10 protein-coding genes are annotated in these 11,935 nt (G+C 62.5%); 9 read left to right on the top strand and 1 reads right to left on the bottom strand.

The window, feature by feature from the left end; translation table 11 throughout:
• Positions 1-397: 397 nt before the first annotated feature.
• Positions 398-817: a hypothetical protein gene (locus C8J43_RS19335; RefSeq protein ID WP_133032255.1), complete on the bottom strand. Its 420-nt coding sequence runs from the start codon at positions 815-817 to the stop codon at positions 398-400.
• Positions 818-1,553: 736 nt separating this feature from the next.
• Here C8J43_RS19335 and C8J43_RS19330 point away from each other — a divergent pair.
• The 9 genes from C8J43_RS19330 (at position 1,554) to C8J43_RS19290 (ending at position 11,619) form a co-directional block, all read left to right on the top strand.
• Positions 1,554-2,420 carry a peptidoglycan-binding domain-containing protein gene (locus C8J43_RS19330; RefSeq protein ID WP_133032254.1) on the top strand — a complete coding sequence of 289 codons (867 nt, stop codon included), beginning with the start codon at positions 1,554-1,556 and terminating at the stop codon, positions 2,418-2,420.
• On the top strand, positions 2,417-2,980 hold the full coding sequence (locus C8J43_RS19325) for a hypothetical protein (RefSeq protein WP_133032253.1): 564 nt from the start codon (positions 2,417-2,419) through the stop codon (positions 2,978-2,980). Before C8J43_RS19330 ends, C8J43_RS19325 begins: the two co-directional genes overlap by 4 nt.
• 107 nt (positions 2,981-3,087) lie before the next feature.
• Complete coding sequence (locus tag C8J43_RS19320) at positions 3,088-4,044, top strand: PAAR domain-containing protein (protein ID WP_133032252.1); 957 nt, start codon at positions 3,088-3,090, stop codon at positions 4,042-4,044.
• Positions 4,041-4,364: a hypothetical protein gene (locus C8J43_RS19315; protein ID WP_133032251.1), complete on the top strand. Its 324-nt coding sequence runs from the start codon at positions 4,041-4,043 to the stop codon at positions 4,362-4,364. Before C8J43_RS19320 ends, C8J43_RS19315 begins: the two co-directional genes overlap by 4 nt.
• A gap of 363 nt (positions 4,365-4,727) precedes the next feature.
• Positions 4,728-5,729 carry a M48 family metalloprotease gene (locus C8J43_RS19310; protein WP_133032250.1) on the top strand — a complete coding sequence of 334 codons (1,002 nt, stop codon included), beginning with the start codon at positions 4,728-4,730 and terminating at the stop codon, positions 5,727-5,729.
• Between the two features lie 41 nt (positions 5,730-5,770).
• The gene (locus C8J43_RS19305) at positions 5,771-5,962 is read left to right on the top strand and encodes a hypothetical protein (RefSeq protein ID WP_133032249.1); all 192 of its coding nucleotides are present in this window, start codon (positions 5,771-5,773) and stop codon (positions 5,960-5,962) included.
• Between the two features lie 291 nt (positions 5,963-6,253).
• Positions 6,254-6,646 carry a VOC family protein gene (locus tag C8J43_RS19300; protein WP_165899694.1) on the top strand — a complete coding sequence of 131 codons (393 nt, stop codon included), beginning with the start codon at positions 6,254-6,256 and terminating at the stop codon, positions 6,644-6,646.
• A gap of 75 nt (positions 6,647-6,721) precedes the next feature.
• Positions 6,722-10,495 (top strand): LodA/GoxA family CTQ-dependent oxidase, encoded by a 3,774-nt coding sequence (locus tag C8J43_RS19295; RefSeq protein WP_133032247.1) that lies wholly within the window; start codon positions 6,722-6,724, stop codon positions 10,493-10,495.
• Positions 10,492-11,619 carry an FAD-dependent monooxygenase gene (locus tag C8J43_RS19290; protein WP_165899693.1) on the top strand — a complete coding sequence of 376 codons (1,128 nt, stop codon included), beginning with the start codon at positions 10,492-10,494 and terminating at the stop codon, positions 11,617-11,619. Before C8J43_RS19295 ends, C8J43_RS19290 begins: the two co-directional genes overlap by 4 nt.
• The last annotated feature ends 316 nt before the right edge of the window (positions 11,620-11,935 follow it).

Here is an 11,935-nt window from a genome sequence, read left to right as displayed (position 1 = left end):
TGGATACCTTCCCGCAAAACCACGACGTCTCGTACTCATAGCAACCTGCGATAAGTTCTCTGGTTCTCGGAGAGCCACCCGCTCAACCTCTCCGCGCAAACTTGACGCAACGCACGACGAAAACCACTTACGGTTAAACCCAAACCTCGGATGTCACAGTAGCTTACCGCGGTCTTCGCGGTCTGACCCAGAACCGGACGTTCACGCCCCTTCCCTCGCTTCCCAACTTCGGACGCTAGTTCATCTTTGCGCATGACCGATTTTGAAGCCCGGCTATCCGCTCGCGAATGTCGTGATGGGGAAGGAAAGCGGACCGGCTGCTTTTCGGGATCAAAAGACTAGTCGGTCGCTGATTGAAAGGAAGGCGGAACGGCAGGTTTGGGCTTCTCGGACGTGATTAGCTGCCATTCGCGCGAAGCCAACTTGGCGTAATTGGCCGCACATGAACGATTTGTTCGAGTTGGACGCTCGGCCTATCGAATGCGATGCCCGCCACCTTGCCAACGACATCCGCCTGAAAAAAACGTCGTTCTGACGGTTCGCTGAAAGGCGCTCCTCTTGGCGTGGGCAAGGTAAACCCCTCAGGTAGATCGGTGACGACGCCACCATCGCACGACAGGGGAAACATGCTGGGTCGGGTGTCATCGCCACCGAGAATCAGGACCGTTCCACGAAAGGTCGAGCCCTGCTTTAATTCTCTCGCCTGCCAACACGACGGCAGGCGCAGTTCAGTCGAGCCGCACGCCCCGACCATCGCTGCTGCAATGCCAGCCAAGCCGATGCGGCAGTGGGCAAAGGGTCGCGGGTTGATGCGCATTCCGACGATGTGCACCGCTGAATGAATGTCTGCAATCAGGATGCAGGCTTATGTGTAGGAGCGGCGAAGTTGTGGGCGGAAGCGGAACGGCCGACATGGGAGGTTAGCGGACGGTCAGCTGAACCATCGTTCATGCATCGCGCGGATAAAATCGGGATCGGCTACGCGGAAGCGGAGTCGACGCCGCAATAGGGGCAGAGGGCGGTCCCGCTCTCGTCCTCGACCCACTCCTCTACGTCGTTGACCGCACACGTTTTTGAACAGAAAAAGCAGCCGCAAACGTCGCTACGCTCCAACTCCGCTCGATGGTTGGCGGAATGGCTGTGAGCGGCATCGAGCGTGGTGCGTGGAAAGTCCGTGAAGGCAGTGCGGCCGGGATTGGGAACGTCGGCAAATGGGCGACTGCCTTACGTCCGCGCTCGGGTCCGCCTTGCCGATCGCGAACGGTGATTTTGGCCGATAGCCGACCGCCGGGTCTTGGGCGCTGACCAGGCAATAGCTGCCCATTACACCATGAAGCGTCCCGCCGGTACTCGTGCATCGTCCCGCGCGAAAGTGCACAACGTCCCTGATCTCGATCTGCCGCCTGCGCTTTCAGGCGGACGACCGGCCAGTCGGTGAATGTGGGTATCAGTCGGGTCTCGTCTGGCCGGCTGTCCAAGGGTCCTGCCCCATAGCGCGACGACGGAACCGAGGTGATCAGCGTTGGTTACACCGTGGTACAGGGGAGACCAATATGGTCGAGGCAAGAAAGCTTACCGCGGCGGAAATGCAATTGGCGAGAACCGTGTACGCGGCTAGCATCCCCTTCGATCGCGTCTATCTTACCAACCTGGACCTAGGCTCCGCCGTCACTCTCGCCGGTATGGACGGGTCGACGGGCAAGTTCGACTATACCGTGAACTGGAAGGACGGCTTCGGCGGGGTGATGACCGACAAGGAGCGCAGGGCCACATTGATCCACGAACTTTGCCATGTGTGGCAGGGAGAGAACGGGGTCTGGCCGACATTCTACATGGGTCAATCCATCTGGGCACAGCTGTCGAGCGGCGTAAGTGACATCTGGAAGACGCGAAAGTGGCGAGGCTGGGGGACGCATCGCAGCACCGCCTACAAATTCCCGCGAAGCGCGCTTGGCAAACCCTGGACCAGTTTCAATGTTGAGCAACAGGCCTCGTTGGTGGAAAGCTGGTTCATGCCGGAACGCGACCGAATCCGCCCGGCGGGACCGGGCCGCGTCTTCATCTCCGATTTCGGCGATGGCGTGACCGGCGGCGACCGATCGCCGTGGGACCCGCGCTTTCCCTATATCCGGGACGTGATCCGCGCGCGGCATCGCGGCGCCGCCTATCGTCCGATCACGCTTCCAGGCGGCGGCGATCCACAAGTAAAGGCCATGCAGGACCGGTTGGTGGCGCTCGGCTATCTAGAGGCACGCCACGCCGATGGCCTAGTCGGGCGTGGCAAGAGCGCGACGCTGGACGCGGTTGAGGCGTTTCAGCGTCGTAACGGTCTCAAACCCGATCGCGACCTGGGCGGCGCGCACAGCCTGACGCGCCAGCGCTTGGCGCTGCCCGTCGCCAAGCTGGTGCGTGCAGGATGATCCGCGCGCTGGCCATGGCCGCGTTGTTGCTGGCGTCCTGCAGCCGCAGCACCGGCGGCCCGCTTGATCCGATGGAGGCGCCGGGCGTGCAACTGTCCGAGACTGCGGACGGTGATCGCTCAGCCACCGTTCGGGCCGACGCCGTGTCGGCGCGGGTTACCGGCCGCTGGTCGGACACCGGGGGACAGTCGGCGAGGATCGTCTACACCAATCGCGGTCGCACCGCTGTCCGTATCGACCTCGGCACGCTGACGATGACCGGCCCGGCGGGTGAGGCGGTGGTCATGTCCGCCGCCGACGTGACGGACACCGATCTGCTCGACAAGCGCACGGACAATGACGACGCGCGCGTCCTTCTGGAGCGGGACGATAACGGGACGGCCAGCGGAAGCTTGGACCTCCCGGCCGGCGGGGAACGCCGCGTGGACGCCCAACTCAGCCCTTTTTCGAACAGCACGGCAGCGGCGGCCGGGAACGAGATCACGCTTCGCCTGCCGATGCCGAAGGCGCCCCGCGACCTTAGGTTCGTGACGCGCCGGCCTTCGATGCTACCGTTCTAGGCGGCGAGGCGCGTCATTGGCGACGCTAGAGACTGCTGAGCGGCACAGCGTTGGTTCAGCCTGCTTCACGGGGTGAGGAGATCGGTCGAGCGATCGGCGCCAAGTCGATGCAGGCGCCATCGGGAAAGATCATCGAGGGATCGCCCAACGTCACTATCAATGGCCTAGCTGCCTCGCGCGTTGGCGACCAAGAGAGCTGCGACGGTGGAGAGATCGCGCAGGACTCGGGAACTGTCTTCATCAACGGCATACCTGCCGCTAGGGTCGGCGACAAAGTGACTTGCGGCGCCACCATTGTGGGCGGTTCGCGTAACGTGTTCATCGGGGGCGCCACGGTCACCCGTCTACCTGTCCATTCAGAGGTGTCAGAGGCGGCCCGCTTTGCCGCGGTAGTGATCGGCATCCTCTCGGCGCTGGGTGGCTTGGCGCGGGCGACCGCGTCGGCGTTCGCCGAAATCAAAGCTGCGGGCTTCGCACGCGCGGCGCAAATCGGCGTGAAGGCGCTTGGGCGAGCGATAGAGGCGCGCGGGACGCCAAAGCCGTTCGCATATTCCCCGAAGCGTCTCGGAGAAACCGAACCCGGGGCGGTCCCGAACAATGCAAAGCTGCAGTCCGAGATGGATGCAGCCGCGACTGTCAGGGCACGCAAGGCCGAAGAATACCCCAAGCTGACCGCGCCGGCCGACGAGTATCCGGAGCTGCCCGCTGCAAAGGCTGCGACCTTCGGGGATGATGTCAGGCCGTGGAACGGAGACGATCATGAAGGGCCAATCCGAAGAGTAATTGGCAGCGACCGAGATGCCAATGGCGGATACTGGCAAGCTGAAATCCCTTCGAACGAGGCCGAATGGCGCGGCGGTTCGGCGGTGTTGAACGATTGGAACGGCAATGGTGGCTACGTTGAAAGCTCACCAAAAGGCTTGCGGGGCTGGATAGGTTCGGCAAGACCGCAAATGTCGAGTGACGGAGTAAATGTCTTGCCCGGCCATGGGGAGTGGATTTGGTTTCCGCCAGGAAGTGCCGGCCCAGGTAAGACGATGCCGACGCCATGGAGTACCAAATGACGATCACTGAGAGTTCATTGAACCTGATCCATGAAGTGGACTTGTTAGCGGGGGAAGTCCTGCCTGCGGTGTCGAATAACGATCCAGAAAGCGCCGATACCATCGCCCGCTACCGAGAAATAATGCGAAACGGAGCCTTAGTCGGCAACGCGCAGGAGGCGCTTTGTGGAGCAAACCTGCTAACGACAGTGAACAAGGGAGTCTCTGATCGAGAGCGAGGGGAGGACGATCCGGCAATCACGTCGCAAGCTCGTGCGATGAGTGCAAAGGCGATTCAAGCAGCAAAAAGCCCTCGGCGTGATCTCGGGATTCCATACTAAGCATTGATGCTTATCGTCATAGCGGCTGAACCAAGGGCCGCTTCCGGGCAAGCTCTGGAGCGAGCTGAACGTCCGTTTTTGTGCGGAACACGCCCCATTCTCCGGCTTCCGGCCAGACCCAACCTCGGACCTTCGTTCAGAAATCACCGCTATAGTGCCCCGCTTACCAGCTGCTGCATTTGGTTCGACGAAGTCATCTGGAGCGGTGGATCTCGGCGCCGATGGAATGGCAGGCGGCAGTCTTTGGAGCGCCGGTGCAAGTAGCTAGCGAAACGCTCGGTAGATCAGTGCAGAGCGGTATCGATTCTTATCCGGAACAATGGTGTACGGGTCGCTTTATACCGTCGTTACCGGGAGAGCTTCATGATCCGCCGTCACATTGCCGTACTGCTAGCCAGCGCACTCCTGCTCGCACCCCTTGCCCCTGTTACCGCCCAGAACACGGTTCGCTCGATTTCGGCGACCGACAAGGCGCAGGGCAGTCAGGCTCATCCGCAACTGCTCGCGCAGTTCGGCGGTGCGTATAAGGGGCCGCAGGCGCCATTTGTCGAACGCGTCGGCAAGCGTGTGGCGGTCCAGTCTGGCCTGTCGAATGCGGGCAGCGACTTTACCGTTACCCTGCTAGACTCTCCGGTCGAGAACGCCTTTGCCATCCCGGGCGGGTACATCTACGCCACCCGTCAGCTGCTCGCACTGATGATTTCGGAGGCAGAACTCGCCTCCGTGATGGGCCATGAGGTAGGCCATGTCGCCGCCCGCCACGCCGCCTCGCGCAATACCCGTGCGACGATCGGTGGCCTGCTTGCTCGTGGCGTCAGCCTAGCTACGAAAAGCGATCTCGCGACCCGGATCGCCGGCACGGGCGCGCAGCTGTATACTCTAAAATACGGACGAGATCAGGAATATCAGGCCGATGCGCTTGGCGTCCGCTACATTACCGCTGCAGGCTACTCGCCCTATGCCTCGGCCGACGTCCTGGCGGCCCTCGATGAATCGACCGGGCTGACGGCCGAGGCCAGCGGCACCGGACGGTCTGCGCCGACATGGGCATCGACGCATCCAAATGGAGCCGATCGTGTGCAGCGTGCCGAGGCACTGGCGAAGGCCACTGGCAAGCCAGAACTGGCAACCACCCAGGATACGGCGTTCCTCCGCATGCTCGATGGCCTGCCTTATGCCGACGGCAAGGATGGTCGCAAGGTCATCCGGATCGTAACTGTTGGCGGAAGGGACACGATCGATTCGTTGAGCCAGCGCATGGCAGTAGCCGACAGCAAGCGCGAACGCTTTATTGTCATCAATGGCCTTTCGGGTGACGAGCCGCTGAAGCCCGGGACGCTGGTCAAGCTGGTGGTCGCCGCATAACCGCGGATACGACAATTGGCGACGCTACGATCAACATGGGCATGTCAGGGACGCTGGTCTCTGCGTTGATCCCGCTGCTCAGTCCCGCACTTGCCGACCGGTATGAGGACCCACTTGCAGACATCCAGTCGCCCTTTTTCGCTTCCCAACTTCAGCCGTTCGTTCATCTCCGCGAATTGCCCCCTTTGACTTCCGGCTACCTGCTCCTGATCGTCACCAAATTAGAGGAGTGAGGACGTTACTCAATGGAGAGTAGATGGATTCTTGAGCCAAATGTCATAACTCTATCAAACCTAATTTTTATCGCTTTGGCAAACAGAAGGGCGCGGACTAATTAGGTCTAAACGGATAATAGTCCGTTTTGGACCGATACCCTTTTTTGGATGATGCATTGCGTTCCAGCTCTTGATTACTTTTGTGGTTAGGTACACACAATGCTTACACGGGACCGGTTGGCTCAGACTCTTAGATGGCAGCAGCTCCTTTGCGCGACCGGACTTCAAGAGTACTAAAATATGGCGGGGATGGCAGTGGAACTGGTAGGAATCGACCACGTAGCAATAAACGTTAGCGATCTTCAAAAATCCGCTGCATTTTACGAGCACGTGTTCGGGTTTACCATATTGCATACCTGGACAACGACGTGGATGGTGGGCCGTGGTAACGTAAAGCTCGGGCTGTTTTACCGTCCCGATGCCAAGTCGCCGCCGGACCTTGAGACCGTCTTCGTTGTCAAACATGTCGCTTTTCTGGTGGACGGCGACAAATTCGCCGCCGCACAGGATGCGTTGCGACTGTCCGGGATACCGTTCGACGGGCCCGAAGATACCGGGATCGCCTATTCGGTGTTCTTCCGCGACCCAGACAACATTCAAATCGAACTAACCACGTATCACGCCGCCTCGGCACCGAGCTGATCGATGGCCAGACGGATTGCTCGGCAACGGCTGGCGGGCATCGATCCCGGCCGGGACACCAAGAGGGGAAGCAGAATGGACCTGTTCCGGATTCATCCCGCCATCGGGATCGCGCGTGTCGGCAACAGCCGCGAGCATGTCATTGCGCCCGAGAGCATGGCGGGCCGCACCGATTCCGCGGATCCGACGCTGATGGGCGGCCTGCCGATCCGCGCCGGGACCGAGCGTGACGTCGTTAGTGCGAGCGACCTGCGCGACACATCCGGCGCGCTCAAGCGCCACGCCGCGCGCTTCCGCATCTTTCAGTACGACGATGCAGGGTTGGGCGAAGCCTGGCCGCGCGGTGACGGCACTGAAATCGCGATCGGCGCGACCGTCGGCGGCAAGACGGTTAGCGACATCGTCTGGACCGTCCATGTCGCCAACAAGAAGGCGAATACGTTCATTCTGGTCGAGGATCCGCTCAAGAGCCCTGGCGTCGACAACGTGCCCGGGATCGGCGGGTTCGAAAACGGCTTGCTGCCGACGATCCGCAACCCGGATTTCGCAAACACGGGAAGCGGCCAGCCGCCAATCGACAAGCGGATCGACACGCTCAACCAGCCCGACCGCGTGCGGCGGCTGACGATCGATCCCGGGCCGCGCGCGATCTCCGGCGCGAACACGCCCGAGGTGCGGTTCGATCGTGCGACGACCGCGAGCTATTGCGACCCGCGCACCGGCGAGATTGTCTCGCTCGCCGCCTATCCCAAATCCTTTCCGCGCGATTCGTTCAAGGACATGGACCTCGACGCCCCGGCCGGCCCGATCGACACGCTCGGCGAACTGCAGACGGACGAGAAGGGGCGCTTGCTCGTACTCGCCGGCTATGGTCGCGCGGTTGGCTGGAAGATAAACGGTGCGGCGCCGCTAGACGACGATGTCAACAACGACCAGTGGTTCGACGACACGTCCGACGGCCCGGTCACCGCGACGATCGTGTTCGAGGACGGCAGTCATGTGGAAGCGCAGCACGCCTGGGTCGCGACTACCGATCCATCGGTAGCGCCGCAGATCCTCAACATCGTGTCGCTGTGGGACGACATCTACGACTGCTGGGTACGCAACCTCGATCTCGCGCCGGCGCTCTATGCCGATGGCGACTACAAGCCCGATTTCAGGCCCAGTTTCGACGACGACCTGCAGCCGATCTTTCGCAGCGTGGCGCTGCAGCAGTGGATCGCCAATCTGAGCAACGCCGGAGCCTCGGCCCACGCGCGCGTCGGCGCCATCACCGCGATCGACGATCCCGGCTCGACCGAGATATCCGGGTTGGTGGCGACCTTCCGAAACCCCTTCACCGACGGAGACCAGGACAATACCGCGCTGATGCCGCTCGTGCTGGGGGATGCCAACGAAAGCTTCCTGACACTGCGCAAGACGCAGTATTTTATGCTCACGCAATGGGACAAGGGTAGCCAGGGCTTCCATCCCGGTCCGGGGCCCGCGCTCGGGCCGGGCGAATATCTCGACAAGGCGACGCTGGTGAACTGCCTGGGCGGGCGCTTCAGCCCCGGCATCGACCTGACCTTCACCATGCGCGAGTCCGCGTTGTACGTTCAGCCTTGGCAGACCTCAGGCTATGGCCCCTTCCGCATCCATCGCACGCTGCTCGACTATGCGGCGCTCCCCGCGGATACCCCGGTGCTTGGCTGCGGCTATGTGCCGCGGCATGCCGAAGCGAACGGGCTGGAACCGGGCGACCTGACCAAGTTCCTCGCCTTGCCGTGGCACACGGACTATAATTCGTGCGCGACGCACCCGCCCTCGCCCAATCCGGCGGGTAACCGCAAGGTGTTCTGGTCGTGGCCAGCGCAACGTCCGGTAGCGGTCTATGCCGCGACCGACGTCTCGCTGCTCGACACGACCGACGGCGCGGGCAATCCGATCAAGCAACCGATCCTCGGGACTCAGCGCTGGTCGATGCGCGGCCAAGGAACCGACTCGGGCAAGCCCGAGAATTGGGGCCGCTATCAGGATCGCGAGGACATTCTCGATAACTGGCATCGGCTGGGCGTTGTCGTCCAGGCGCCCGCGGTTGATAACAGCGGCATCGACATGCCAGCGGACTGGTATCTCGAGGTGCAGAGCCAGTTGCGCGATACGGGACTAACGCCGGTCGTCCCGTTCCCCAATTATGCGACCGAAACGGACGCAGACACGCTCGACCCCCGCCAACTCTTCTACCAGTTGCTCAACGTCGACGATCATCCGCAAGTGCTTGGCGATGCTCGCAACTACGTGGATTACTGGCTGAATTGGGCGCAGGATTTCTCGAACGGCACGACCGCAACGCCGGTCGACCAGCGGTTCTTTCCCTACACCGAACAAGCGTTCAAGGACCGGCTGGAATTGATCTACCAGGAACTGGTCGACGTCGCGGATACCGCCCGACCTTACGATCCCGACCAGTTCATCAAGACGCATGCCGATGTCGTCATCCGCATCAAGCAGATGGCGCCGTTTAACTTGGTCGATGGGGCATGGCTGCGGAACATCGGGCGCACCGGTCCGATTGACGAGGTGCGCTCGCTGCTGTTCTCGGTGTGGATGGACGAGGTCGGCGACGGCGACGTCTCAATGAACCACTGCAACATCTATCGCGACCTGTGCCACAGCGTGGGCTATTATCCGGCGCCGATCGAAAGCCAGGATTTTGCTTTCGATCTCACCTTTCTCGACAGCGCCTTTACCGTCCCCGCCTTCCAGCTAGCGATCTCGCAGTTCAGCGAAGATTATTATCCCGAGCTGATCGGGATGACGCTGCAGCTCGAATGGGAAGTGGTCGATCTCAAGCCGACACGCGACCTGCTGGAATATTTCAACGTAGACCCGCATTTTTACGTAATGCACATCGGCATCGACAATGCCGTCAACGGCCACGGCCAGCGCGCCGCCGACGCGGTGGGGCTGTACCTCAACGAAATGCGTCGCACTGGCGGCGAGGAGGCCGTGCAGACGGGTTGGCGACGCATCTGGAACGGGTTCGTAGCGTTCGGCAGCATCGGGACTTTCGGCCAGGATCTGCAGGACCTCATCACCACGCCGCCGACTCTGCGCGAGCAGATGATCGCCCTGATCGAGCGAAAGGCGGATTTCGGCAGCCGCAATCACCAGGAGTATAAGATCGGCGACTGCAGGATCAACGACTGGTTCGATCGGCCGAGCGAGTTCCTCGACGCGCTCGAACAGCAGAGCTGGCTTACCCCGGGCGATTGGGCGAACAGTCGCTTCCGGCAATTGCTCGAATTCATGGGCGGCCCGATGTTCAGAGTGTTCACGCAGGATGAGATAGACCTTTGGGATGCCTATACCGTGCAGCTCGGCCGTCCAAAGCCGACGCCGCCGATTCCGGAGCCACGTCCTCCGGCGCGCGCCATGGCCGATGTGATCGACCAGCTCCGCCCAGTCCAGCAGGGCTCGACCGGGCACCAGGGGGCGTTGCTCGCCGATGCGCAGGGAATGGCGCACACCGTCGCCTGGTGGTTCGCGCTTCCCGGCGAAGAGGGCACGCATGCGCTGATGGCCGCGCTCGCCTCGCCGCTGAACCAGCTGATCACGCCCGGCGAACCTGGCAACAGCCGCTTCCTGAGCCAGCTTATTGCACCGAGTGGCCCGATGGGATCGTTCTTCGATCTGCCGGCCCGCGCGCCTAACGTCGGCAGTTGTCGCGACGTCGTCTATCGGTGGATAACCGCTCGCTGCCCGCTGCCGGCGCCGACCTTCCTTTCGCTGCGGCTCAACACTCCGGCGGCGAAGCGCGAGGGCCATGCGACAGGCCGGGTCGTGGGGATGGGCACGATTCATTGAACGCCCCGTCGGGCGGGGCGGAATGGGACGTCGCCGTCGTCGGCGGCGGCCCAGCCGGGTGCGCGACCGCGCTGGCGCTACTGCGGCACGGCGTCGAGCGCGTATGCATTGTCGAGCCGGAGCCGATCGACGATACGCCGCGCCCCGGTGAATCGGTGCCGCCCGACTGCCGGCTGCTACTCGAGGCGTTGGGCGCGTGGGAGGTGTTCGCTGCAGACGGCCACGATCCGTGCCTTGGCAGCTGCGCGGCTTGGGGCAGCGCCGAACTGGGCTATAACGACTTCGTCTTCGATCCGCGCGGCCATGGCTGGCATCTCGACCGGGCGAGATTCGACCGCAGCTTGCGCGATCTCGCCCGCTCGCATGGCGCGGTGCTGCTGAGCGGGCGCGTTTCGGCGATCGAGCACAGAGCGGACGCACCCGCCGTGATGACCGTCGCACGCAAGGCGCGACCGCCATCTCGGCTTTCCGCACGCTATCTGGTCGATGCGAGCGGCGCGCGCGGCGCGGTGGCACGCAGGCTCGGCGCCGAGCGCCTCCCGCTCGATCAACTGACGTGCTTCTACGCCTTTTTCGACGCGGCCGATGCGCGCTCCACATCGCAATTGACCATGGCCGAGGCAGCACCCGACGGCTGGTGGTACGCTGCCGCCGTCCCGGGCGACGGGCTCGCCGTGGCGTTCGCGACCGATCCCGACATCGCGCGCGACCTGCGGCTCGATGACCGCGACCGCTGGTTCGCGCAGCTAGAAAACACGACACACATCGCGCGCCGGCTGTTTGGGTGCCGCTTCCGCCCTGACAGCCTGATGGTACGCGCAGCGGCGGTTGCGCGGCTCGATCGCGCCAGCGGGCGCCGGTGGCTTGCCGTCGGCGATGCGGCGGCGAGCTACGATCCGATGTCGTCGCAAGGCCTATACAAGGCGCTCAGCGATGCCTTGCGCGCCGGCGACGCGTTGGCTCGCGCGCAGTCCGACGATCAAGACATTGCACCGGCCTATGCCGAAGCCACCCGCGCCGAATTCGACGACCATCTGCGCAGCCGCGCGTATTTCTACGCGCTTGAGCAGCGATGGGCCGATGCGCCGTTCTGGCGACGACGCTACGCCAGCGCCAGAAACTAGGCCGGAGCGAGGCATGACCCAGAGCCCGAGATGTATCGGCGCTCCCCGCTTCGTGAAGCAGCCGCCCGTTCATCTTATACTGAGAACCCTAAAGTCATCGCACGCCTTGAGCCGAGCACCGACGCCTTGCGACAAGATGTTAAAGATGCCCATGGGAAGATCTCAGCCATCAAGTAAATTGTCCGGCATCGGCCGATCAACCCTTAGATTCTTTAAACGCCAGCGGCGATGCTAGCCGGTTTGGCGGTGATAGTCCGCCTGATCATGCGATTATTCCGCGCGCTTACTACAATGATTTGGATAGAGTGCGCTTCCA

It is taken from the genome of Sphingomonas sp. PP-CE-1G-424 (genome assembly GCF_004341085.1).
GTDB lineage: Bacteria > Pseudomonadota > Alphaproteobacteria > Sphingomonadales > Sphingomonadaceae > Sphingomonas.
Note: the sequence above shows the minus strand (reverse complement) of the source record. Positions and strands in the feature narration are given on the sequence as shown.